Origin of the sequence: Ramlibacter algicola, from assembly GCF_016641735.1 — a bacterium.
Classification (GTDB): Bacteria; Pseudomonadota; Gammaproteobacteria; order Burkholderiales; family Burkholderiaceae_C; genus Ramlibacter; species Ramlibacter algicola.
In genome coordinates, this window is sequence record NZ_JAEDAO010000001.1 from 856,898 (window position 1) to 878,918 (window position 22,021).

The following is a 22,021-nucleotide window of genomic DNA, read 5'->3' on the forward strand; positions in this document are numbered from 1 at the left end:
CCCCATGGACCGCCGCCGCCTCCTGCAACTGATCGCCGCCGGCTCGGTGCCGGGCCTGATCGCCGCGTGCGGCGACCGCAAGCCGCAGTTCTCCGCCGTCGATCTCACCGGCGCGGACTACGCGAAGGACTTCCAGCTGCCCGACGTGGACGGCAAGCCGCGCAGCCTGGCCGACTTCCGCGGCAAGGCGGTCGTGGTCTTCTTCGGCTACACGCAGTGCCCGGACGTCTGCCCGACGACGCTGGCGGAGATCGCCGAAGCCAAGAAGCTGCTCGGCCCGGACGGCCAGAAGGTGCAGGGCATCTTCATCACGGTCGACCCGGAGCGCGACACGCCCGAAGTGCTCAAGCAGTACGTCGCCAACTTCGGGCCCGATTTCGTCGCGCTGCGCGGGACGCCGGAGCAGGCCGCCGCGGTCGCGAAGGACTTCAAGGTCTACTTCAAGAAGGTCGAAGGCAAGGCGCCGGGCACCTACACCATGGACCACACGGCCGCCAGCTTCGTGTTCGACCCGCAAGGCCGCCTGCGGCTGTACACGCGTTACGGCAGCGGTGCGCAGGCGCTGGCCAGCGACCTCAAGCTGCTGCTCGCCAGCGCCTGAGGGCCGTGGTCCAGCACCTCCTGCAACGCAAGGGGGCCGCGCGCATCGCGCTGATCCCGGCCGAGGTGCTGGAGGCGCTGAACGATGGGCTGGTGCCCACCGTCCATCTCAACGAACTCCTCGCGATCGACCTGCCGCGGCTGGCGCGCAACGTCGCGCTGCAGGTCGGGCTGGACGCCCAGGCGGAGCGGCTGCAGGACACGCTCGCCATGCTCGGCGTGTTCCCGCCCATGCGCCGGCACATGCACGTCGCGCGCGCCTTGTACGACCTGGCCGCGGAGCGCGAGGACCGCGACCGCATCGCGCACGCGCTCGCGACCCATCCGAGCGACGTCGCGCGCTCGTGGGCGGCGCAGTGGATCGCGTTCTCGGGACTCGCGCTGCCGGAGGCGCTGCAGTCGGTGCGCCGCTTTGCCACGGATCCGCACTTCGGCGTGCGCGAGATGGCCTGGATGGCCGTGCGCGAAGAGGTGGGGCGAGACGTGGAAGGCGCCGTGACGCTGCTGCTGCCGTGGGTGCATGACGGCGACGCGAACGTGCGCCGCTTCGCGAGCGAGCTCACTCGGCCGCACGGCGTGTGGTGCGCGCCGCTGAAGACGCTCAAGGCGCAGCCCTGGCTGGCACTGCAGCTGCTGGAGCCGCTGAAGTCGGACCCGAGCCTCTACGTGCGCAACTCGGTCGCCAACTGGCTCAACGACGCGAGCCGTACGCACCCGGAGTGGGTGCAGGCGACTTGTGGCCGCTGGCTGCTCGAGTCGCCCACCGCGGAGACCACGTCGCTGGTGCGGCGCGCGTTGCGCACGGTGCGGAAGAAGCAGGCCCTGACGGAGCTCACTCGGCTTTGATGCCGCGCGACTGGATGATGCCGCCGAGCAGCGCGGTGTCGGCCTTCACGCGGTTGGCCAAGCCTTCGGGCGAGGTGCCCGCCACCTGCCAGCCTTGCTGGAACAGCTTCTGCCGCACTTCCGGCGTGCGCACGATGGCGGTGATCAGCGCGGCGAGCCGGTCGACGACCGCCTTGGGCATCGATCGCGGCGCGGCGGCCGCATTCCAGATCTCCAGCTGGAAGCCGCGCGTCACGCCGCCTTCGTCGAGGCTCGGGTACTCCGGCACCAGCGAACTGCGCCCGGTCGACGTGACGCCGATCGCCTTCAGCTTGCCTGCGCGGATCTGCGCGGCCGCGAGCCCCGGGGGCAGCAGCGCCAGCTGGATCTGCCCGGAGATCATGGCGTTGATCACCTGCGGATTGCCCGGGTAGGGCACGTGCACCGGATCGATGCCGGTGCGCGACTTCAGCAACTCCATCCCGATGTGGCCGACGGTGCCGACACCCGGCGAGCCGTAGCTCCACTTGTTGCCGGCGGCCTTGGCGGCGGCGAAGAAGTCCTGCGCATTGGTGCCGGGCGCGCTGGCCGGCGCGGCGAGCAGCAGCGGCGCGGTGCCGATCAGGCTGACGGGCGCGAGATCCTTGACCGGGTCGAACGGCGTCGCCGGGTTGAGCAGCTTGGCGATCGTCATGTTGCCGTTGATCAGGACCCCGATCGTGTGGTCGTCGTTGGCCTTGGCGATCATGTCGGCAGCGATGTTGCCGCCGGCGCCGGGCTTGTTGTCGACGATGACCGGCTGGCCGAGCGCCTTCGACAGCGGCTCGGCGATCGTGCGCGCGACCAGGTCGGGCGTGGACCCGCCGGGGAAGCCGACCAGCACGCGCAGGGGCTTGCGGGGCCATGCAGCGGTCGCGTCTGTCTTCGTCTTCTGCGCGAAGGCAGGCGCGGCGGCCGCGGCTGCCAGGGACAGGGCGGAACGGCGCGTGAGCGCCGCAAGGGAAGGGGAGGTCGTCATGGGTGGTCCTGCGCGCGGGGCGGGCACCGATGCTACCCAACGCGCTTCAGAAGTTGAGCGAGCGGATCTGCTTGCGCGAATCCGGGCGGATGGCCGCCAGCGCGCCGAGCACCCACTGCAGGCTGGACTCGGCGTCGGGTTGCTGGTCAGGCAGCATCGCGACCACGACGAGCAGCCGCAACGTGAGGTCCGTCGGCAGGGCCCGGCTGCTGCGCAGCCCGCTGGCCACGATCTGCTGCGCGCGCGAGGACGCCTGGTCCGCCGTGGTGGGGCCTTCGATCAGCAGTGCGAACTCGCGCTCGCCCGCGCGAGCGGCCAGGTCGACGTCCGTCGCGGCACGGCGCATGTGCGAGGCGGTGACCACCAGCGCGCGGTCCAACGTGTCACGGCCGTGCTGGGAGGCGATGAAGTCGTAGTTGGCCAGCTTGGCCACCACGAGCGCGCAGGGATGCCGCTGGTGGCGCGCCCGCGTGAGCGTCGCCTCGAGGCGCTGCAGCAGGCTGCGGCGGTCGGCCAGGCCGGTGAGCGCGTCGGTGCGCGGCAGGGCCGACGCGCGCAGCTGGGCCTCGCGGCGGCGGCTGCCACGCCGGCTGAGCGCATAGAACAGGATCGGCATCTCGACCGCCGCGCCCATGGCGAGGCCGTAGCGCGTGAAGATGCTGTTGGGGATCAGGTTGATGCCGCGCAGGATCGGGAACAGCGCCATCACCATCACCGGCACGAAGCCCAGCGCGATGATGCGGATGTCCGGGTCGTCGGCCTTCGTCCACACGAACCCGATCAGCACCGCCACCAGCGCCAGCGAGAGGCCGGTGAGCGCGAGCCGCAGCTCGAGGATGCCGCGCGAGGGCAGCACGACCTCGAGCAGGGCGACGGCGAGCAGCACGCCGATCAGCAGGAACACGAACTGGTTCAGCCGGCGGGAGAAGCGCGCCGGCTCGGTCACGCGCTGCACGAACCACAGCGCCGCCGGCACGGACAGCGCGGGCAGCACGAAGGTCGAGTGCGCGTTGAAGGTGAGCCATGGATCCCACAGGTGCTGCGCGCCCACGCCCATGTACGCGGCCTGTCCCAGCGTGAACGTGACCAGGTACACCGCATAGATCGCGAACACGCGGTCGCGGAACCCCACGGCGTTGAAGACCGCCACCAGCGCGAGCAGCACCGAGATGCCGAAGTACGCGCCGAACAGGAACTGCTCCGTCTCGCGGGCGGCGAACAGCCGGGACTGGCTGGTCAGCCGGATGGGCGCTGCGAAGTCCACGCGCTGGTGCTCGATGCGCAGCCAGAAGCGCTCGACCTCGCCACGGCCCGGCGGCAGGTCGAAGGTCGGGACGCGGCCGGGCACCGGCCATTGCGAGACCGGGCGTGTGTCACCGGCCTCCTCGACGATCCAGTGCCCGTTCGGCCGCTGCCGGAACAGCTGCACGCGGTCGATGCCGGAGGACTGCACCACCACGTACCAGCTCTCGTTGTCGCGGACGACGGCGTCGAACCGGATCCACAGTGCGCCGGCGTCGATGCGGTATTGCTGGCCCGTGGCCATCGGCGCCCACGGCAGGGACTCCCCGGCGGCGACGACAGCCTGGATGTCGAGCTTGCCGTCGTGCTCCAGCCAGTACTGGGCGTGCTGCTCGAGCATGGCGTCCGGTTGCCCGGCTTCCAGGACGAAGGCTGTCGCGATGGGCGGCGCCTGCGCGGCTGCAGGGGCGATGCAGGACCACAACCACAGCAACAGCAGGCACGATCGGGCAACGAGCTGGACCACGGGCGCGATTCTCCCTCCCGCGCACCAGCGACGTGCGTAGTGGGACAAAAGAAAAAGCCCGGCGGACCGGGCTTTTCAGGGAAGAAGCAACGCGTCAGGCGTAGGAAGCCAGCGCCTTGCGCATCTTCTTCATCGCGGCCGACTCGATCTGGCGGATGCGCTCGGCGGACACGCCGTACTCGGCGGCCAGCTCGTGCAGCGTCATGCCGCCGGAGCCGTCGTCGTTCACCTTCAGCCAGCGCTCCTCGACGATACGGCGGCTGCGCGCATCCAGCTGCTCCAGCGCGGCGGCGACACCGTCGGTCGCCATGGCATCGCGCTGGCGCGACTCCAGAACCGCGGTCGGTTCCTGCGTGGCGTCGGCCAGGTACGCGATGGGGCCGTAGGCCTCCTCGCCGTCGTCCGAGGGGGACGGGTCCAGCACCACGTCGCCACCGGACATCCGCGTTTCCATCTCGGCGACTTCCTCGCGCTTGACGTTCAGCTCGCGCGCCATCACGTCGATCTGCGCGTCGGTCAGCGTGTCGCGGTGCGTCTGCGCGCCGGCGTCGTCCTTGAAGCCCTGCTTCATCGAGCGCAGGTTGAAGAACAGCTTGCGCTGGGCCTTGGTCGTCGCGACCTTGACCATGCGCCAGTTCTTCAGGATGTACTCGTGGATCTCGGCCTTGATCCAGTGCAGCGCGTAGCTCACCAGGCGCACGCCCTGCTCGGGGTCGAAGCGCTTGACGGCCTTCATCAGGCCGATGTTGCCTTCCTGGATCAGGTCGCCGTGCGGCAGGCCGTAGCCCAGGTACTTGCGCGAGACGGCCACCACCAGGCGCAGGTGCGACAGCACCAGCTTCCCGGCGGCTTCGAGGTCGTCGTGGTCGCGGTACCGGCGGGCGAATTCGCTCTCCTCCTCGGGCGTCAGCATCGGCAGCCGGTTCACGGCCGAGATGTACGCGTCGAGGTTGCCGAGCGAAGGAACGACCGCCCAGGGGCTCGCCAGCGTGAGGGCGCCGGGAGCGGAAGTGGAAGCAGTCATGCCCAGGGTTCCTTGTGTCATGGATGTCATATTAGCACTCGGTTTGAGGGAGTGCTAAGCCTGGAGTTCCCGGCTAATCCCGGGCTAAGAGAGCGCGAAGCGCTCAGCTCGGAGCGACTTCCCGAAGAAGTGAGCCTGAGCTCACCAACGGATGCCCAGCTTGCGGAAGAGCAGCGCGAGCACGAACAACGGCCCGACCCAGAGGTATTGGAGGTCCTCGAAGAAGGAAGGTTTCCTGCCCTCGATCTTGTGCCCCACGAACTGGGCGATCCACGCCACGACGAAGATCGCGGCCGAGATCGGCAGCACGTGATCGCCCATGGCCTGCACGGCCACGATGCCCAGCAGCGAGAGCAGTGCCATGGTCACCAGGAATACGGCCGACAGCCGCACGTAATAGACCATGCTGGCCAGGATGAAGGCATAGGCCACCCACGGATGCACCGCGTACAGCAGCCCGATGAGGCTGAGCATGATCAGCGGGATCGCCACGCAGTGGATCGCTTCGTTGCGCGGGTTCCGGTGGCTCTCGGCGTAGTGCGCCAGCAGCGCGTCGACACGGCGCGGGGCGGCGGCGCTGGCTTCGGTGGCGGTCTGCATGGACGTCTCCTGGCGGATCTGGGGAAGAATGCAAGGCGGAGTGTGCACCAATGCCAGCGCGTGAATCCATGGTCTACAGCGTCCTGACGACGGTCGGCGACGAGGCCCAGGCCCGCCGCCTCGCGGGCGCCGCCGTCGAGCGCCGGCTGGCGGCCTGCGCCCAGGTCGAACGCATCGAGTCCCACTACCGCTGGGACGGCGCCTTGCATGCGGAGCCCGAATGGCGGCTGGTCTTCAAGACGTCGGCCGGCGCTCTCGAGGGATTGCTGGCCTGGCTGCGCGGCGCGCATCCCTACGAGCTGCCGCAACTGCTGTGGCAGGCGTGGGACGCCAGTCCCGGGTACGCCGCCTGGGTGCGCGCGGAGACCGGCGGCTCAGCGAATGGTGAGCCGCGCGGCGCCGGCTGAGCCGACCTCGCCGACGACGGCCGCCTGCCCGAAGCCGTGGGTGCGGAAGACATCCAGCACGCGGTCGACGGCCGACGGGGCGCACGACACCAGCAAGCCGCCGCTGGTCTGCGGATCGCTGAGCAGGGCCTGGTCCACGTCCTCGAAGCCGGCCGGCAGCGTGACGTCGGCGCCGTAGCCTGCCCAGTTGCGGCCCGAGGCGCCGGTGACGAAGCCGCGCGCCGCGAGCTCCCGCACGCCATGCAGCACCGGCACCTTGGACCACTCGAGGGTCACCGGCAGGCGCGCGCCGCGCGCCAGTTCCAGCGCGTGGCCCGCAAGGCCGAAGCCGGTGACGTCGGTCAGCGCATGCACGCCTTCCAGCGCCGCAAGGTCGGGACCGGGCGTGTTCAGCTTGGTCGTGGTCGCCAGCATGCGCGCGTAGCCGTCGGCATCCAGCGCTTCCTTCTTCAGGGCGGCCGACAGGACGCCGACGCCCAGCGGCTTGCCGAGCACGAGCACGTCGCCGGCCCGTGCATCCGCGTTGCGCCGGACGCGCGACGGATGCACCAGGCCGAGCGCCACCAGCCCGTAGATCGGCTCGACGGAATCGATGGTGTGGCCGCCCGCGATCGGGATACCCGCATCACGGCACACCGACGCGCCGCCTTCGAGGATGCGGCCGATGGTGGTGGTGGACAGCACGTTGATCGGCATGCCGACGAGCGCCAGCGCGAGGATCGGCTTGCCGCCCATCGCGTACACGTCCGAGATGGCGTTGGTCGCCGCGATGCGCCCGAAGTCGAAGGGGTCGTCGACGATCGGCATGAAGAAGTCGGTGGTCGCGATCAGTGCCTGCTCGTCGTTGAGCTTGTAGACGGCGGCATCGTCGGCGGTCTCGATGCCCACCAGCAGCTCCGGCGGGATGGGCAGCGACGCCGACCCCTTGAGGATCTCGGACAGCACGCCGGGCGCGATCTTGCAGCCGCAGCCGCCGCCGTGCGAGAGGGAGGTCAGGCGCGGCTCGGCCGCGGAGGGGGGAAGTGGGGCGTTCATCGGCAATCCTGCAGCTCTTGCACCAGGGCGCGCACCGCGGCGCATTCGGCCGCCGGCTCGAACAGGCGCGCGCGGAGGGCGCATTGTGCGCGCAGCCGGGCCAGCAGCCCGGCTTCGGGGTCTTGCGACAGCTGCTCGTCGCGGCAGCGTCGCAGCAGCGCGGCGAGTGCAGCACTGTCGCCCGGCGGAAAGTACCCGCCGTACGCCGCGCCCAGCATGCCGACGTTGCCGGGGATGCGGCTGGCCAGCACCGGTGTGCCGCTGCACGCCGCTTCCATCACCACGTGCGCGCCGCCCTCGGCATGGCTTGGATGCACCAGGACGTGCGCGTGCTGGATCAGCCGCCGCGCGTCACCGTGCGCGAGCGGGCCGAGCCAGCGGTAGCCGGGACAGCGGGCCTGCACTTCCTGCACCTGTTGCCGCCAGGACGCGTCGGCCTCCCCGACGTGGCGCCACTGGATCGCCGGGTCGTCGCGCAGCCGCAGCGCCGCGTCGAACACGACTTCGGGAGCCTTCACGCTCCTCAGGTGGCCGACCACCGCGATGCAAAGGCGGCGCGATGTCTTGGGCCGGGCCACGCGCGGCGGCACGGACTGGTAGATGACGCGCGTCTTCGCGCGCAGCGGCGCGGGCAGCGCGTCCGGCCCTTCGGCCTGCAGCACCACCAGGCGGTCGGCGCGCTGAAGGGAGGGATCGCGATCCGGGTGGCCCGCGAAGTCGCCATAGAGGTCGGTGCCCGTCAGGACCAAGCCGACGCCGCCGCGCCCTTGCGCCGACCACGCAGCCAGCGCCGAGGCCGAGCGCACCGCGTGCAGTGCCAGCATCACCTCGTCATCGGCCTCGTTCCCGTCGGGCCAGCGGTCGGTGATCCGGACCCGCCCCGTGCCGCGCAGCCACCTTGCCCAGCGGCTGGCGGTCTGCCAATTGCCGTTGTTGGCGGCGGCCAGCGCGGGACTTACGATGACCACCGATGAGGGACGAGGCACCCGTGGTTTATAGCGCCGCCGAGCGGCTGAGGCGAGGCACGCGCGATGACGTGCGCGAAGCCTTGCTTGACATCCGCACGCGCACGCTGGCGGTGGCGGACACCTACGTCGAGGCGCTCGGCCCGCAACTTGCCATCCCGCACGATCCGGGGCTGAACCCGCCCCGCTGGGAACTGGGCCACGTCGCGTGGTTCCAGGAGTGGTGGATCGCGCGCAATCGGAAACGAGGCCTTGGCCACCGCGCGGATCCGGACCACGAGCGTCCGCCAGCGACGCTGGCTGCAGCAGATGCCATGTTCGATTCCAGCCGCGTGGCGCATGCAACGCGCTGGGCCTTGCCGCTGCCGCCGATCGGCGAGGTGCGGCGCTGGCTGGCGAGCACGCTCGAGGCCACGTTGTCGCACCTCGACGCGCTGCCGCCGAATGCGACGCACGACGACCTGTACTTCTTCCGCCTCGTCGCCCTGCACGAGGCGATGCATGCCGAGGCGGCGTGCTACATGGCGCGGACGCTCGGATTCGGGGTGCCCGGACTCAAGGCCGCGCCGGTCGTCGAGGGCGAGATGGATGTGCCGGCGCAGTCCTTCCGGCTAGGTGGCGCAGGCGACGGCTTCTGCTTCGACAACGAACTGGCCGCTCATGAGGTGGCGTTCTCGCCGTTCCGCATCGACGCCGCGCCCGTGAGCTGGGACCGGTTCGGCGCGTTCGTCGACGCGGGCGGCTACGCCGAACCGCGCTGGTGGACGCCCGAAGGCTGGCAGTGGGCGCAGCAGCAGCGGGGCGCGCGACCGGCTTTTCCGCGTGGTGCCGATGCCGCGTTGCACCTGAGTGCGCACGAGGCGCAAGCGTGGTGCCGCTGGGCCGGGCGCCGCTTGCCGACGGAAGCCGAGTGGGAGTGCGCTGCCCTCACGCAGCCCCGGTTCCAGTGGGGCCACGCCTGGGAATGGACTGCGTCGCCATTCGAGCCCTACCCGGCGTTCGAAGCGCATCCCTACCGCGACTACTCGCAACCCTGGTTCGGCAGCCGGCTGGTGTTGCGCGGTGCGTGCGCGGCCACGTCGCCGTGGCTTGCGCATCCGCGCTATCGCAACTTCTTCGAACCCGGCCGCACCGACATCTTCGCGGGCTTCCGCACCTGCGCCATCAACCCAGCAGCGCCTGCGCGAACTCGCGCGCGTTGAAGGTCTCCAGGTCTTCCAGCTTCTCGCCGACGCCGATGAAGTAGACCGGGATCGGCTGCTCCTGCGCGATGGCGGCGAGAACGCCGCCCTTGGCGGTGCCATCGAGCTTGGTCACGACCAGGCCCGTCAGGCCCAGCGCCGAATCGAACGCCTTGACCTGCGCCAGCGCGTTCTGGCCCGTGTTGCCGTCGATCACGAGCAGCACCTCGTGCGGCGCATCGGCCTGCGCCTTCTGCACCACGCGCTTGATCTTGCGCAGCTCCTCCATCAGGTGCAGCTGCGTGGGCAGTCGGCCCGCGGTGTCGACGATCACGACATCCTTGCCGCGTGCACGTCCCGCACTGACGGCGTCGAAACTCACCGCCGCGGGATCGCCGCCTTCCTGCGACACGATCTCCACCGTGTTGCGATCGGCCCAGACGGCGAGCTGCTCGCGCGCCGCGGCGCGGAACGTGTCGGCAGCCGCAAGCAGCACCGACGCGCCTTCGTCGGCGAGGTGCTTGGTGAGCTTGCCGATCGAGGTCGTCTTGCCCGCGCCGTTCACCCCGGCGACCATGATCACCGTCGGCTGCTGCGCGCCGATCACCAGTGTCTTCTCCAGCGGCTTGAGCAACTGCGCGAGCGATTCCGACAGGATGTTCTTCACCTGCACCGGGCGCGTCGCGCCGGTGGAGGCCACCTTGCGCTTCACTTCGTCGAGCAGGTGCTGCGTCGCCTTCACGCCGGTGTCGGCGAGCAGCAGCGCGGTCTCGAGTTCCTCGTACAGGTTGTCGTCGATCTGCCCGCCGGTGAAGACCTCGGCGATGTTCGATCCGGTCTTGCGCAGCCCCTGGGACAAACGGTCCAGCCAGCGTTGCCGCTCGGGCGCGGGGGTGGCCGTGGGGGCGACGGGCACGTCCATCGGCCGCACGAGCGCGCTGCCGATCAGTCCGCCGCCTTGCGCCGGTGCGGGGGGCGCAGCCGTCGGCAATGGCGCGCCGACCTGCGGGGCAGCAGTGGGCGGCGGTGCGGTGACCTGCGGTGCTGGAGCGGCCGTGGGAGCCGTTGTCGCAGCCGGGGTGAGGTCCTGGACGGGAGCCGCGGGGACCGGCGCGGGAGCGGGGGTGGCGGCCGGTTTTCTGCGGAAGAAGCTGAACATTGAAAGCGTTTCTAGAATGCGGCCCATTCTATGAAACACCCCCTCCGCCTCGCGGTTGCCGCGACCTTCGCGGCGCTGCTGTGCACCGGCGTGCCGGTCCGCGCACAAACACCAGCCCCCGCAGCCGCGCCGACGGTGATCAAGACCGCCTCCGGCGCGCTCGTGCACCGCTACCAGCTGGCCAACGGCATGACGCTCATCGTCAAGCCCGACCACCGCGCGCCGACGGCCGCGCACATGGTTTGGGTGCGCGTGGGCGGCATGGACGAGGTCGACGGCTACAGCGGCCTGGCGCACGCGCTCGAGCACATGCTCTTCAAGGGCACGGACAAGCTCGGCGTGGGCGAGTTCTCCAAGCGCGTCGCCGCGATGGGCGGGCGCGAGAACGCGTTCACCACGCGCGACTACACCGGCTACTACCAGCAGATCCCGTCGCAGCGGCTCGAGGACGTGATGGCGCTGGAGGCCGACCGCTTCCAGCACAACAAGTGGTCCGACGACGAGTTCAAGCGCGAAATCGAGGTGGTGAAGGAAGAGCGCCGCTGGCGCGTGGAGGACAACCCCCGTTCGGCGCTCTACGAAGTGATCAGCGGCGTGACGTACCTCGCCTCGCCGTACCGTCGCCCCGTGGTCGGCTGGATGAACGACCTCGACGCGATGAAGCCGGACGACCTGCGCGAGTTCTACAAGCGCTGGTACGTGCCCGGCAATGCAGCCGTCGTCGTCGCCGGCGACGTCGATCCGCAGAAGGTGTTCCAGCTCGCGCAGAAGCACTACGGGTCGATTCCCGCGCGTGCCGCGCCCGCGCGCAAGCCGCAGGTCGAGCCGGCGCAGGCCGGCATCCGCCGCGTCGAGCACAAGGCGCCCGCCGAACAGTCGTACGTCGCGCTGTCGTTCAAGGTGCCGCAGTTGCGCAGCTTCGATGCTTCGCCGGAAGCCGACGATGCGGTGGCGCTCACGGTGCTGTCCGCGGTGCTCGATGGCTACGCGGGTGCGCGCCTCGATCGCGGGCTGACCCAGGGCCCCGATCGCGTCGCCGACGGTGCCGGCTCGGACAATGGCCTGTGGGGCCGCGGGCCACAGCTGTTCACGCTCGACGGCATCCCGGCGCCCGGCAAGACGACGGAGCAGGTCGAGGCCGCGCTGCGCGGCGAAGTCGCCCGCATCGCGCGCGAGGGCGTCAGCGAAGCCGAGCTGCAGCGCGTGAAGACGCAGTGGATCGCCGGCCAGGTCTACAAGCAGGACTCGGTGTTCAACCAGGCGAACGAACTCGGCCGCCTGTGGGCGCAGGAGCTGCCGCTGGACGCGGGCGACCGCATCATCGACCGGCTCAAGGGCGTCACCGCCGCGCAGGTCCAGGCCGTCGCCGCGAAGTACTTCGGCGACGACCAGCTCACCATCGGCGTGCTGCGCCCGCTGCCGCGCGACCCCAATGCCCGCCCCCGCGCCAAGCCGACGGGCGTGCGCGACTGAACCCCATCTCCATGCACAAGATCTCCTTCCGCCTCCTCGGCCTCCTGGCCGCCGGGTTCCTCGCCAGCGCGCCCGCGCTGGCCGCGCTGCCGATCCAGAACTGGAAGCAGGCCAGCGGCGCGCAGGTCTACCTCGTCGAAAGCAAGACCATCCCGATGGTCGACGTCCGGATCGAATTCGACGGCGGCAGCCGCCGCGACCCGGCCACGAAGTCGGGCCTGGCCAGCGTCAGCGCCGCGATGACGAGCAAGGGCGTGCGCGCCGCCGGCAACCAGCCGGCGCTGGACGAGAACCAGCTCGGTGAAGCGTGGGCCGACCTCGGCGCCGGCTTCGGCGGCGACGCGAGCGAAGACCGCATGAGCTTTTCGCTGCGCTCGCTCACCGATCCCAAGCTGCTGGACCAGGCCGTCCTGCTCGCATCGCGCCAGCTCGCCGAGCCCTCGTATCCGGCGGACGTGTGGGCGCGCGAGCGCGATCGCATCAGCAACGCGATCAAGGAAGCCGACACGCGCCCGGGCACCGTGGCGGCCAAGGCATTCAACAAGGCGGTGTTCGGCACCCATCCGTACGGCTACGAGCCGACGGTGGAATCGCTGGCCGCGATCGGCGTCGAGGACCTGCGCGCTTTCCACGCCGCGCACGTGATGCCGTGCCGCGCCAAGGTCAGCGTCGTCGGCAACGTGGACCGCGCCCAGGCGGACACGCTGGTGCAGCGCCTGCTCGCCCGCCTGCCGCAAAACGGCGCCTGTCCGGCACTGCCGCCGGTGCCCGAGGTGTCTGCGCTGGCCGCGCCCGCGGTGAACGCCATCCCGTTCCAGTCCGCCCAGGCCCACGTGTTCATCGGCCAGCCCGGCTACAAGCGCAGCGACCCGGACTATTTCCCGCTGCTGGTCGGCAACTACATCCTGGGCGGCAGCGGCCTCGTGTCGCGCCTGTCCGACGAGGTGCGCGAAAAGCGCGGGCTGGCGTACAGCGCGTACAGCTACTTCGCGCCGGGGATGCACGCCGGCGCCTTCACGTTGGGGCTGCAAACGCGGCCCGACCAGGCCGCGCAGGCCATCAAGATCGCGCGCGACGTGGTGGCCGACTACGTGGCCAAGGGTCCGACCGCCGAGGAGATGAAGGCCGCCAAGGACAACCTGATCGGCGGGTTCGCGCTGCGCATCGACAGCAACCGCAAGCTGCTGGACAACGTCGCGGCCATCGCCTGGTACGGCCTCCCGCTGAACTACCTGGACACCTGGACGCAGCAGATCGAGAAGGTCACGCTGGCCGAGGTGCGGCAGGCGATGGCGCGCAAGCTGCAGCCCGATCGCATGGTGACGGTGACGGTGGGCGCGGCGCCCACGACCGCGGCGCGCTGATGCGGGGCCTGTCAGTCCTGACAGGGCGCATGGTCGAGCTCGCCCTCGGCGGCCCAACAATGCGCGCTCCTGCTGTCACACAGGTTTTCACCCGGGGCGCCAAAACCCCGGCCCACACGACAACAACCCACTCGAACGGCGCAGCGCCTCCCGGCCTGCGCCGTTTTTTTGCCTGATGCGTCCGAAGCGCGCACGTCCCACGACTCTCGCCGCGCACGAGGTGCGCATCATCGGCGGCCAGTGGAAGCGCACCCGCCTGCCGGTGGCCGACAAGCCCGGCCTGCGGCCGACGCCCGACCGGGTGCGCGAGACCTTGTTCAACTGGCTCGGGCAGGACCTCGACGGCTGGCGCTGCATCGACGCCTTCGCCGGAACCGGCGCGCTCGGCTTCGAAGCCGCGTCGCGCGGCGCCGCGCAGGTGCTGCTGGTGGAGCAGGACCCGGACCTGGTCACGACCTTGCGTTCGCTGCGGTCGAAGCTGCAGGCCGATGCGGTCGAGGTGCGACGGGCCAACGGCCTGACGGTGCTGAAGGACGCAGCCGGCACCGGCGTCGACCTCGTGTTCCTCGATCCGCCCTTCGAGGCCGGGCTGTCCGACAAGGCCATCGCCGCGGCGGTGCCCGCGCTGGCCGACCAAGGCTGGCTGTACCTGGAAGCGCCGCATGCGTACGGTGAAGCCGCGGCGCAGGCCCAGGGCCTGGAGGTCGTTCGCTACCTGAAGGCCGGCGCGGTGCACGCGCACCTGCTGCGGCGCGCGCAGGCGCCCGCCGCATAATCGGCGCGCAACCACCCGTTCGCCATGGCCGCCCAGACCCCCGTCATCGCCGTCTACCCCGGCACCTTCGACCCGCTGACGCTGGGCCACGAGGACGTCGTGCGCCGCGCCACGCAGCTGTTCGAGAAAGTGATCATCGCGGTGGCGGCCGGCCACCACAAGAAGACGATGTTCACGCTGGCCGAGCGCATCGAGTTGTGCCAGGAAGTGGGCAGTCGATACCCCGGCGTCGAGGTCGCGAGCTATTCCGGGCTCTTGCGCGACTTCGTGCTGGCGCGCGGCAGCCGTGCCGTCGTGCGAGGCCTGCGGGCGGTGACAGACTTCGACTACGAATTCCAGCTCGCGGGCATGAACCGCAGCCTGATGCCCGACGTCGAGACGGTGTTCCTGACGCCCAGCGACAAGTACCAGTTCATCAGCAGCACCTTCGTGCGCGAAATCGCGGTGCTGGGCGGCGAGGTCGACAAGTTCGTTTCGCCGCTCGTGGCGCAGCGGCTGGCGGACAAGGTCCGCAGCCTCGGGCGCGCCTAGATCTTTTCGAGCCAGCCGCTCAATGCGGCGTTCACGGCGGCCGGTTGCTCCATCGTCAGCATGTGGCCGCATCGCGGCACCAACACCAGCTGCGCGCCAGGCACCAGGCCGGCGATCTCCCGCGACAGCACCGGCGGCGTGAGCTGGTCGTCCTCACCACACACCACGAGCGTCGGGCAGCGCACCGACGGAAGGTGCAACCGCGCGTCCCGGCGCGCGAGCACCGCCCGGTTCTGCCGCGCGAGTTGCTTTGCACCGGCATGCAGCACGGCGTCCAGGTACCGCTTCAGCAGCGCGCCGTCGACGGCGTGGAAGGCGGCCGCGGCGTTGGGCGCGATCAAGGAAGCGGCGTCTCCGTGCTCGAACAGCGCGATCGCCTTGTCCCGGGCCGCGCCGCTGGCGCCGTCTTCGGGCCTTGCCGTCGTGCCGAGGAGGGCCAGCCCCCGGATGCGGTGCGGCGCCTGGCGCACCACTTCCATCGCGACGATGCCGCCCAGTGACGCGCCACAGAGCACGAGCGGGCCGTGATGCCGGGCCAGCAGGGCAGCCCCCATTTCCTCGATGCTGCCGTAACGCGTGTGGACGTCGGTGACGATGGGGTTCCAGCGAGCAAGCGCGCGGAGTTGCTCGCGCCACATGTCGGCATCGCAGGCGAGCCCCGGCAGCAGGACCAGCGTCATGCGGCGGCGCGCGCCTCAGTCCACATGGTCGAGCGCTTCGGACGGCGGCTGGGGCCACGCGGGCTGCGGACCGCGCAGCAGTTCGAACGCGCGCGCCACCTGCAGGACGCCGAGGTCGTCGAAGCGCTGTCCCGCGATCTGCAGCCCGATCGGCAGGCCGTCGCTGGTGGTGCCGCAGCGGATGGTGGCCGCGGGCTGCTCGGACATGTTGAAGGGAACCGTGAACGCGATGTGCTCCAGCGGACGCAGAGGGTCGTTCGTGGGCGAAGGCAGTTCGGCGGCGAACGCGGGCACGGGCGACGTGGGCGAAAGCACGTAGTCGAACGCGCGGCACGCGGCGACGGTGGCGAGGCGCGTGGCGTGGAACTGGCTCGCCGCGCGGAACACCGCGTCGCCGCTCAGCCCCGCGGCGCTGTCGGCCCAGCTGCGGATGAAGGGCAGCACGGCCTCGCGCCGCTCGGGCGGCAGCGTGCACAGATCCGTGTACGACCGCATGCGCCAGAACCGGTCCATGCCGTCGAGCATCTCGCGCGTGAAGAAGGGCTGCATCGGCTGCACGATCGCGCCGGCTTGCTCGAACAAGCGCGCGGCCGCTTCGACGGCGGCGCGGATCTGCGGGTCGACCGGCAGGCCGCAGCCCGCATCGAGCAGCAAGCCGACACGCAGGCCACGCAGCCGGTCGGTCCCGCGCTCCAGCTCGGTCCACGCGATGTCGTGCGCGGGCAAGGACATGCTGTCGCGGGGATCGGGCCGCGCAAGCACCTGCATGAACAAGGCCGCATCGGCAACGGTTCGCGTGATCGGTCCCGCGGCACGACCGGTGTACGGCGGATCGATCGGAATGCGGCCCAGGCTCGGCTTGAGCGTGAAGACGCCGCACCAGTGGGCAGGCAGTCGCAGCGAGCCGCCGATGTCGGTGCCGATGTGCAGCGGACCGTAGCCGGCGGCAGCCGCGGCCGCTGCTCCGGAGCTCGACCCGCCGGGTGTGCGCGCCAGGTTCCAGGGATTGCGCGTGAGCGGATGGAAACTCGACACGCCCGAGGACAGCATCCCGTAGTCGGGCATGGTGGTTTTCGCGAGCAGCACGCCACCGCTCTCGCGCACGCGCGCCGCCGGCGGTGCGTCGGCCGGGGCCGGCACGAGATCCACCGCGGCGGTCCCCAGTGGCGTGGCGTCGCCCTGCGTGGCGACGTTTTCCTTGATCGTGAGCGGCACGCCGTCGATCGGCCCCAGCGGTTCCCCACGCAGCCAGCGCGCCTCGCTCGCGCGCGCCTGCTCCAGTGCGCGATCGGGCCGGTGCAGGTACAGCGCCTGCAGGTGGCGCTCCCAGCGCTCGACATGGCCGAGCACCGCACGGGTGACTTCGACCGGCGAGAAGTCGCGGCGGCGGTAGCCGGCGACGAGTTCCGTCGCATCCAGTTCGTGCAGCGCGCGGCGGGTGGTCGGGTTCGTCATGCGCGTGCGCCGCTCAGGCCCAGGACAGGGCCGACAGGTCGTTGACGAAGATCGGCATGTCCTTCCACAGCCCCTTGACGTTGCGGTTCGCGACGGTGACCCATTGCGGCTGGTACAGGAACGCGTGCACGCAGTCCTGCGCGACCAGGCGCTGTGCTTCACCGAGCAGCCGCGCGCGGTCGGCGGGCTTCTGCGTCTTGCGGATGCGGTCGTAGAGATCGTCGAACTTCGGGCTCTGGTAGTTCCAGTAGTAGTCCGGCTTGGCGAAGTTGCCGAGGTCGAACGGCTCGACGTGCGAAATGATCGTCATGTCGTAGTTCCTGTTGCCGTACACACCCGACAGCCACTGCGCCCATTCGACGTTCTGCAGCTTCGCGCGAATGCCGACCCGAGACAGCATCGCAGCGATGACCTCGCCGCCCTGGCGCGCATACGGCGTCGGCGGCAGGGTGATGGTGAGGTCCAGCCCCGTGACACCAGCTTCCTTCAGCAGCGCCGTCGCCTTGGCGGGGTCGTAGGGATTGATGCCCGTCGTGTCGACGTACCCCAGCGCGCCCGGCACGTAATGGCTGCCGATCGGCACGCCGTAGCCCTCGGCCGCGCCCTGGATCACGGCCTTGCGGTCGATGGCGGCGGCGATGGCGCGGCGGACGCGCACGTCGTCCAGCGGCTTGCGCTTGTTGTTCATCGCCAGGATGGTCTTGGCGCGCGACGCGCCCACCAGCAGCTGGAAGCGCGGGTTGTCCTTGAACTGCGGCACGCTGCGCGGCGTCACGCGCGCGAACACGTCGACGTCACCGGCGAGCAGCGCCGCGGCCTGCGCAGCCGGGTCCGGGATGAAGCGGAAGGTGGCGCGCCGCAAGGGGATGCCGGCGGCGTTGCGGTAGCCGTCCCATCGGACCAGCGTGACGGACACACCGCGCGCCCAGTTCTCAAGACGGAACGGACCGGTGCCGACCGGCTGCGTCGCATTCGTCGGGGCGCTCTTGGGCTCCACGATGATCGCCGTCGCCTGCCCGAGCAGGAACGGGAAATCGGGGTCGATCTCCTTCGTCAGCAGCACGACCGTGTGGTCGTCGATGACCCTCGTGGTGATGCTGGCGAAGGTGCGCCTGTCCTTGTTGGTGCTCCCTTCGCCGCCGGCGCGGTCGAACGAGAACTTGACGGCGTGCGCGTTGAACGGCTCGCCGTTGTGGAACTTCACGCCCTTGCGCAGCCGGAAGGTATAGGTGGTGAGGTCGGGCGAGACCTCCCAGCTCTCGGCCAGCAGCGGCTTCACGCTGCCGTCCTGGTGGATCTTCGTCAGGGTCTCGTAGACGCTGTAGAGCGTGACCTCGGCGATCGACGACGCGGCGCCGCCGGTGGGATCGAGCCCGGGCGAGGGCTCGAGCGCCATCGCGAGCACGAGCGTGTCCTTGCGGCGCTGGGCCTGCGCGAGCCGCGGCAAGGCCAGGGGCAGGCCCGCCAGTGCGGCGGAGCCGAGGACGGTACGGCGATTGAACATGGCTCTGGTTTCCTCGTGCGGCCGCTCCCCGCGGCACGCGACGATCATAGGGCGGCGGCGACCAGCGCTTGCGTGTACGGATGCCGCGGCGACGCGAACAGCGTCGACGGCGGCCCCTGTTCGACGATGCGGCCGCGCCAGAGCACCGCGACGTCGTCGCAAAGGTGCTGCACCACCGAGAGGTCGTGGCTGATCAGCAGGTAGGTGACACCGAAGGCCTGCTGCAGGTCGCTCATCAGGTTGAGCATCTGCGCCTGCACGGACACGTCGAGCGCGCTGACCGGCTCGTCGGCGACGACGAGACGCGGACGCGTGACGATGGCGCGCGCGATCGCGATGCGCTGGCGCTGGCCGCCGGAGAACTCGTGCGGGTACTTGTCCATGTCGGCGCGGCGCAGTCCGACGGACTCGATCGCCGCAGCCACGCGTTCGCGGCGCGCGTCCCTTGTCGCATCGGTCAGGGCCGCGAGCGGTTCGTCCACGATGCGCGCCACGGTCTGGCGAGGATCCAGCGAGCCGTACGGGTCCTGGAACACCATCTGGAAGTCGCGTCGCGCCTGCCGCAAGTCGCCGCTGGGCATCGCGTGCAGGTCGCGGCCGTCGAACAGCACGCGACCGGACGTGGGCCGGTCCAGCGCCATCACGAGGCGCGCCAGCGTGGACTTGCCCGAGCCCGACTCGCCGACGATGCCAAGGCTGCGGCCCGCGTTGATGCGCAGGTCGACGCCGTCGAGCGCGCGCACGAGACCGGGCGGAGTGAACAGCTTCTCGCGCGGCAGCGTGTACTCGCGCACGAGGCGCTCGACCTGCAGCAGCGGGGCGCTCATGCGGGCGCCCCTTGCAAGTCGGCTTGCACCGCGTCGAGCCGGATGCAGCGCGCCACGTGGGAGGGGCCAACGATCTCGGGCGGCGGGGACGTCACGAAGCACGCGTCGACGGTGTACCGGCACCGCCCCGCGAACGGGCATCCGGCCGGCAGGTCGGCGAGGTCGGGCACCGTGCCCGCGATCGTGGGCAGGCGGTCCAGTTGCTGCGTGGTGAGCCGCGGCCGTGCGGCCACCAGGCCCAATGTGTACGGCATGCGCGGGCGCGCGAACACGTCGCGCGTCGGTCCGCTCTCCACCACGGAGCCGCCGTACATCACCATCGTGCGGGCGGCGTTGTCGGCGATCACGCCGAGGTTGTGCGACACGAGCAGCAAGGCCATCCCGCGTTCCCGCACCAGCTCGCGCACGAGCCCGAGGATCTGCTGCTGCACCATGACGTCCAGCGCGGTGGTCGGTTCGTCCGCCACGAGCAGGTCCGGCCCGCAGGCCAGCGCCATCGCGATGGTGATGCGTTGCCGCTGCCCGCCGGAGAACTGGTGCGGGTACTGGTCGACGCGCCGAGCGGCTTCCGCAATGCCGACGCGGTCGAGAAGGGCAATCACTTCCTTGCGCGCAGCGGCGGCGTCCAGCCCCTTGTGCGCCCGCAGTGGCTCGGCGACTTGCCGGCCGACCGGGTGCACCGGGTTGAGCGCGGTCATCGGCTCCTGGAACACCATCGCGATGCGGTTGCCGCGCAGGTCGCACAGGCGGTCCTCCGAGGCGCCAACGAGTTCTTCGCCCTCGAGCCGGATGCTGCCAGTCACCTGGGCGCCTTCGGGCAGCAGGCCGAGCAGGGCCAGCGCGGTCAAGGTCTTGCCGCTGCCGGATTCGCCCACCAGGCCGGCGGTTTCGCCGCGATCGAGCGTGAACGACACATCTCGCACCGCGCGCGCCGGGCCGCGCTGCGTGCGCAGCGTGATGGACAGGTCGCTGACGTCGAGCAACGGCATCCGGTCAGCGGTCGCGCGCCAGGCGCGGATCCAGCAGGTCGCGCAGGCCGTCGCCCAGCAGGTTCAGGCCCAGCACGGTGACGGCGATCGCGAGCCCGGGAAACAGCGCGAGCCACCAGGCCTGGCCCATCAGCGTCTGCGCTTCGCTCAGCATGCGGCCCCACGAAGGCTGCGGCGGCTGCGTGCCCAGGCCCAGGAAGGCGAGGGCGGCTTCCGCGAGGATCGCGATGGCGAAGCGGATGGTCGCCTGCACCACCAGCACGGACGCGACGTTGGGCAGCACGTGCTCCAGCGTGATCGCCAGCCGCCCCTTGCCGCAGGCGCGCGCGGCCAGCACGAAGTCGCGGCTCCAGACCGCGTTGGCCGATGCGCGTGTCACCCGCGCGAACGTCGGGACGTTGTAGAGGCCGATCGCGACCATCGCGATCACCATCCCCGGGCCGAACACGGCCGTGAGCATGATCGCGGACAGCAGCGCGGGGAACGCGAAACCGAAGTCCGCCAGGCGCATCGTCACTTCCTCGACCCAGCCGCGCAGCGCGGACGCAAGCAGGCCGAGCAACGCTCCCAGCGTCAGTCCGATGCCGACCGCGACGACGCCCACCACGATCGACGAGCGTGCACCCAGCAGCAGCAGCGACAACTCGTCGCGCCCGTAGGGATCCGTGCCGAGCCAGTGGGGCCCGCCGGGCGGGAGCAAGCGGCTGTCCATGTCGATGTCCAGCGGCGGGAACGGCGTCCACGCGAACGAGAGCAGCGCGGCAAGCAGGACCATCGACGTGAGTACCGCGCCGGCGACGAAGCTGTGATGGCGCAGCGCGCGCCGCCAGAACCCGGGGGCGGGCGGCGCGACTTCCAGCGGCAGCACCGCGCTCACAGGGTGGCCGCCTTCACGCGCGGGTCGATCGCCGCGTACAGCACGTCGACGACGAAGTTCACGATCACCACCATGGCGGCGAGCAGCATCACGCAGTTGCGCACCACGACGAGGTCGCGGTTGGCGATCGACTGGAAGATCAGGCGTCCCAGGCCGGGCAGGTTGAACACCGTCTCGACCACGATGGTGCCGGCCAGCAGCTCCGCGAACTGCAGGCCCATGACCGTGATGACCGGAATCATCGCATTGCGCAGCACGTGGCCCCACAGGGTCGCGCGGCGCGACAGGCCCTTGGCCCGCGCCGTGCGCACGAAGTCCTCGCGCAGCACGTCCAGCACGGCCGAGCGCGTGATGCGAGCGAGGATCGCGGACTGCACGACGGCAAGGGAGACCGCGGGCAGCAGCAGGGACTGCAAGGCCGGCCACACGCCTTCTTCCCACCCCGGGAAGCCCACCGCCGAGAACCAGCGCAGGTGCACCGAGAACACCAGGATCAGCAGGATGGCGAACCAGAAGTTCGGGATCGCGATGCCGGCTTGCGACAGCGCCATCACGCCGAGGTCACCGGCCTTGTTGTGCCGCGAGGCCGCATACACGCCTGCTGCCAGCGCGATGACCGTGGTCAACGCCATCGCTAGCACCGCCAGCGGAACCGTCAACGTCAGCCGTTCGGCGATGAGCTCCGACACCGGGCTGCTGTACGCGTAGCTGGTGCCGAGGTCCCCGGTGAACAGGCCCGCAAGCCAGTGCAGGTAGCGACCGGTGGCGGGCTGGTCCAGGCCGAGCCGGGCAGCGAGGGCCTGCACGGCTTCGGGCGAGGCGTCCGGCCCCATCAGGATCTGCGCGGCATTGCCGGGCAGGATTTCGAGCACCAGGAACACCACGAGCGAAGTGCCTGCCAGCGTCGCCGCGAGGGTGATCAGGCGCTTGACCAGGAAGACGCTCATGCCGCGGGGATAATGCC

22 protein-coding genes are annotated in these 22,021 nt (G+C 70.6%); 8 read left to right on the forward strand and 14 right to left on the reverse strand.

Annotation, left to right across the window (positions count from 1 at the left end):
- The first annotated feature begins 4 nt into the window (after nt 1-4).
- Nucleotides 5-601: an SCO family protein gene (locus tag I8E28_RS04220; protein WP_200786586.1), complete on the forward strand. Its 597-nt coding sequence runs from the start codon at nt 5-7 to the stop codon at nt 599-601.
- A gap of 5 nt (nt 602-606) precedes the next feature.
- Nucleotides 607-1,446: a HEAT repeat domain-containing protein gene (locus I8E28_RS04225; RefSeq protein WP_338050717.1), complete on the forward strand. Its 840-nt coding sequence runs from the start codon at nt 607-609 to the stop codon at nt 1,444-1,446.
- On the opposite strand, the gene I8E28_RS04230 is transcribed toward I8E28_RS04225, so the two are convergent.
- The 4 genes from I8E28_RS04230 to I8E28_RS04245 all read right to left on the reverse strand — a co-directional run bounded on the left by I8E28_RS04230 (nt 1,433) and on the right by I8E28_RS04245 (nt 5,835).
- Complete coding sequence (locus I8E28_RS04230) at nt 1,433-2,443, reverse strand: Bug family tripartite tricarboxylate transporter substrate binding protein (protein ID WP_200786587.1); 1,011 nt, start codon at nt 2,441-2,443, stop codon at nt 1,433-1,435. The two genes, I8E28_RS04225 and I8E28_RS04230, sit on opposite strands and share 14 nt — an antisense overlap.
- Nucleotides 2,444-2,489: 46 nt before the next feature.
- Nucleotides 2,490-4,211 (reverse strand): 7TM diverse intracellular signaling domain-containing protein, encoded by a 1,722-nt coding sequence (locus I8E28_RS04235; protein ID WP_200786588.1) that lies wholly within the window; start codon nt 4,209-4,211, stop codon nt 2,490-2,492.
- Between the two features lie 94 nt (nt 4,212-4,305).
- The gene (gene rpoH, locus I8E28_RS04240; protein ID WP_200786589.1) at nt 4,306-5,235 is read right to left on the reverse strand and encodes an RNA polymerase sigma factor RpoH; all 930 of its coding nucleotides are present in this window, start codon (nt 5,233-5,235) and stop codon (nt 4,306-4,308) included.
- Nucleotides 5,236-5,376: 141 nt separating this feature from the next.
- The gene (locus I8E28_RS04245; protein WP_200786590.1) at nt 5,377-5,835 is read right to left on the reverse strand and encodes an Mpo1 family 2-hydroxy fatty acid dioxygenase; all 459 of its coding nucleotides are present in this window, start codon (nt 5,833-5,835) and stop codon (nt 5,377-5,379) included.
- A gap of 50 nt (nt 5,836-5,885) precedes the next feature.
- Here I8E28_RS04245 and cutA point away from each other — a divergent pair, with 50 nt between their 5' ends.
- Nucleotides 5,886-6,242: a divalent-cation tolerance protein CutA gene (gene cutA / locus I8E28_RS04250; RefSeq protein ID WP_200786591.1), complete on the forward strand. Its 357-nt coding sequence runs from the start codon at nt 5,886-5,888 to the stop codon at nt 6,240-6,242.
- Here cutA and selD read toward each other — a convergent pair.
- On the reverse strand, nt 6,210-7,277 hold the full coding sequence (gene selD / locus I8E28_RS04255) for a selenide, water dikinase SelD (RefSeq protein WP_200786592.1): 1,068 nt from the start codon (nt 7,275-7,277) through the stop codon (nt 6,210-6,212). The two genes, cutA and selD, sit on opposite strands and share 33 nt — an antisense overlap.
- A complete protein-coding gene (gene senB / locus I8E28_RS04260; protein WP_338050718.1) occupies nt 7,274-8,263 on the reverse strand; it encodes a selenoneine biosynthesis selenosugar synthase SenB in 990 nt (329 codons plus the stop codon). Before senB ends, selD begins: the two co-directional genes overlap by 4 nt.
- Between senB and senA the strand changes: the two genes are divergently transcribed.
- Nucleotides 8,248-9,444, forward strand: coding sequence for a selenoneine synthase SenA (senA, locus tag I8E28_RS04265; RefSeq protein WP_200786593.1), 1,197 nt, complete (start codon nt 8,248-8,250; stop codon nt 9,442-9,444). The genes senB and senA overlap by 16 nt on opposite strands.
- Here senA and ftsY read toward each other — a convergent pair.
- Nucleotides 9,407-10,582 (reverse strand): signal recognition particle-docking protein FtsY, encoded by a 1,176-nt coding sequence (gene ftsY / locus I8E28_RS04270; RefSeq protein WP_200786594.1) that lies wholly within the window; start codon nt 10,580-10,582, stop codon nt 9,407-9,409. The genes senA and ftsY overlap by 38 nt on opposite strands.
- Nucleotides 10,583-10,612: 30 nt before the next feature.
- Here ftsY and I8E28_RS04275 point away from each other — a divergent pair, with 30 nt between their 5' ends.
- The 4 genes from I8E28_RS04275 (at nt 10,613) to coaD (ending at nt 14,725) form a co-directional block, all read left to right on the forward strand.
- Nucleotides 10,613-12,055, forward strand: a complete 1,443-nt coding sequence (locus tag I8E28_RS04275; RefSeq protein ID WP_200786595.1) for a M16 family metallopeptidase — start codon at nt 10,613-10,615, stop codon at nt 12,053-12,055.
- Nucleotides 12,056-12,066: 11 nt separating this feature from the next.
- Entirely contained in the window at nt 12,067-13,419 is a 1,353-nt protein-coding gene (locus I8E28_RS04280) for a M16 family metallopeptidase (RefSeq protein WP_200786596.1), read from the forward strand.
- A gap of 175 nt (nt 13,420-13,594) precedes the next feature.
- On the forward strand, nt 13,595-14,194 hold the full coding sequence (rsmD, locus tag I8E28_RS04285) for a 16S rRNA (guanine(966)-N(2))-methyltransferase RsmD (protein ID WP_200786597.1): 600 nt from the start codon (nt 13,595-13,597) through the stop codon (nt 14,192-14,194).
- 24 nt (nt 14,195-14,218) lie between these two features.
- A complete protein-coding gene (gene coaD, locus I8E28_RS04290; RefSeq protein ID WP_200786598.1) occupies nt 14,219-14,725 on the forward strand; it encodes a pantetheine-phosphate adenylyltransferase in 507 nt (168 codons plus the stop codon).
- Here the strand turns inward: coaD and I8E28_RS04295 are convergent.
- Genes I8E28_RS04295 through I8E28_RS04325 form a run of 7 tightly spaced genes read right to left on the reverse strand, consistent with a single transcriptional unit; the run spans nt 14,722 to nt 22,004 of the window.
- Nucleotides 14,722-15,405: an alpha/beta fold hydrolase gene (locus I8E28_RS04295; protein WP_200786599.1), complete on the reverse strand. Its 684-nt coding sequence runs from the start codon at nt 15,403-15,405 to the stop codon at nt 14,722-14,724. The genes coaD and I8E28_RS04295 overlap by 4 nt on opposite strands.
- A 15-nt stretch (nt 15,406-15,420) precedes the next feature.
- Nucleotides 15,421-16,860 carry an amidase gene (locus tag I8E28_RS04300; RefSeq protein ID WP_200786600.1) on the reverse strand — a complete coding sequence of 480 codons (1,440 nt, stop codon included), beginning with the start codon at nt 16,858-16,860 and terminating at the stop codon, nt 15,421-15,423.
- A gap of 13 nt (nt 16,861-16,873) precedes the next feature.
- Nucleotides 16,874-18,364 (reverse strand): ABC transporter substrate-binding protein, encoded by a 1,491-nt coding sequence (locus I8E28_RS04305; protein ID WP_200786601.1) that lies wholly within the window; start codon nt 18,362-18,364, stop codon nt 16,874-16,876.
- Between the two features lie 44 nt (nt 18,365-18,408).
- Nucleotides 18,409-19,191, reverse strand: coding sequence for an ATP-binding cassette domain-containing protein (locus I8E28_RS04310; RefSeq protein WP_200786602.1), 783 nt, complete (start codon nt 19,189-19,191; stop codon nt 18,409-18,411).
- Entirely contained in the window at nt 19,188-20,180 is a 993-nt protein-coding gene (locus I8E28_RS04315) for an ABC transporter ATP-binding protein (protein ID WP_200786603.1), read from the reverse strand. The genes I8E28_RS04310 and I8E28_RS04315 overlap by 4 nt, the downstream gene beginning before the upstream one ends.
- A gap of 4 nt (nt 20,181-20,184) precedes the next feature.
- Nucleotides 20,185-21,057: an ABC transporter permease gene (locus I8E28_RS04320; RefSeq protein WP_338050719.1), complete on the reverse strand. Its 873-nt coding sequence runs from the start codon at nt 21,055-21,057 to the stop codon at nt 20,185-20,187.
- A complete protein-coding gene (locus I8E28_RS04325; protein ID WP_200786604.1) occupies nt 21,054-22,004 on the reverse strand; it encodes an ABC transporter permease in 951 nt (316 codons plus the stop codon). Before I8E28_RS04325 ends, I8E28_RS04320 begins: the two co-directional genes overlap by 4 nt.
- Nucleotides 22,005-22,021 lie beyond the last annotated feature (17 nt).

Excerpts from the sequence above, each read along its gene's own strand:
- I8E28_RS04220 (WP_200786586.1), top strand. The coding sequence starts at position 5 with ATGGACCGCCGCCGCCTCCTGCAACTGATCGCCGCCGGCTCGGTGCCG.
- I8E28_RS04230 (WP_200786587.1), bottom strand. The coding sequence starts at position 2,443 with ATGACGACCTCCCCTTCCCTTGCGGCGCTCACGCGCCGTTCCGCCCTG.
- rpoH (WP_200786589.1), bottom strand. The coding sequence starts at position 5,235 with ATGACTGCTTCCACTTCCGCTCCCGGCGCCCTCACGCTGGCGAGCCCC.
- I8E28_RS04245 (WP_200786590.1), bottom strand. The coding sequence starts at position 5,835 with ATGCAGACCGCCACCGAAGCCAGCGCCGCCGCCCCGCGCCGTGTCGAC.
- cutA (WP_200786591.1), top strand. The coding sequence starts at position 5,886 with ATGCCAGCGCGTGAATCCATGGTCTACAGCGTCCTGACGACGGTCGGC.
- selD (WP_200786592.1), bottom strand. The coding sequence starts at position 7,277 with ATGAACGCCCCACTTCCCCCCTCCGCGGCCGAGCCGCGCCTGACCTCC.
- senA (WP_200786593.1), top strand. The coding sequence starts at position 8,248 with ATGAGGGACGAGGCACCCGTGGTTTATAGCGCCGCCGAGCGGCTGAGG.
- ftsY (WP_200786594.1), bottom strand. The coding sequence starts at position 10,582 with ATGTTCAGCTTCTTCCGCAGAAAACCGGCCGCCACCCCCGCTCCCGCG.
- I8E28_RS04275 (WP_200786595.1), top strand. The coding sequence starts at position 10,613 with ATGAAACACCCCCTCCGCCTCGCGGTTGCCGCGACCTTCGCGGCGCTG.
- I8E28_RS04280 (WP_200786596.1), top strand. The coding sequence starts at position 12,067 with ATGCACAAGATCTCCTTCCGCCTCCTCGGCCTCCTGGCCGCCGGGTTC.
- rsmD (WP_200786597.1), top strand. The coding sequence starts at position 13,595 with ATGCGTCCGAAGCGCGCACGTCCCACGACTCTCGCCGCGCACGAGGTG.
- coaD (WP_200786598.1), top strand. The coding sequence starts at position 14,219 with ATGGCCGCCCAGACCCCCGTCATCGCCGTCTACCCCGGCACCTTCGAC.
- I8E28_RS04295 (WP_200786599.1), bottom strand. The coding sequence starts at position 15,405 with ATGACGCTGGTCCTGCTGCCGGGGCTCGCCTGCGATGCCGACATGTGG.
- I8E28_RS04300 (WP_200786600.1), bottom strand. The coding sequence starts at position 16,860 with ATGACGAACCCGACCACCCGCCGCGCGCTGCACGAACTGGATGCGACG.
- I8E28_RS04305 (WP_200786601.1), bottom strand. The coding sequence starts at position 18,364 with ATGTTCAATCGCCGTACCGTCCTCGGCTCCGCCGCACTGGCGGGCCTG.
- I8E28_RS04310 (WP_200786602.1), bottom strand. The coding sequence starts at position 19,191 with ATGAGCGCCCCGCTGCTGCAGGTCGAGCGCCTCGTGCGCGAGTACACG.
- I8E28_RS04315 (WP_200786603.1), bottom strand. The coding sequence starts at position 20,180 with ATGCCGTTGCTCGACGTCAGCGACCTGTCCATCACGCTGCGCACGCAG.
- I8E28_RS04325 (WP_200786604.1), bottom strand. The coding sequence starts at position 22,004 with ATGAGCGTCTTCCTGGTCAAGCGCCTGATCACCCTCGCGGCGACGCTG.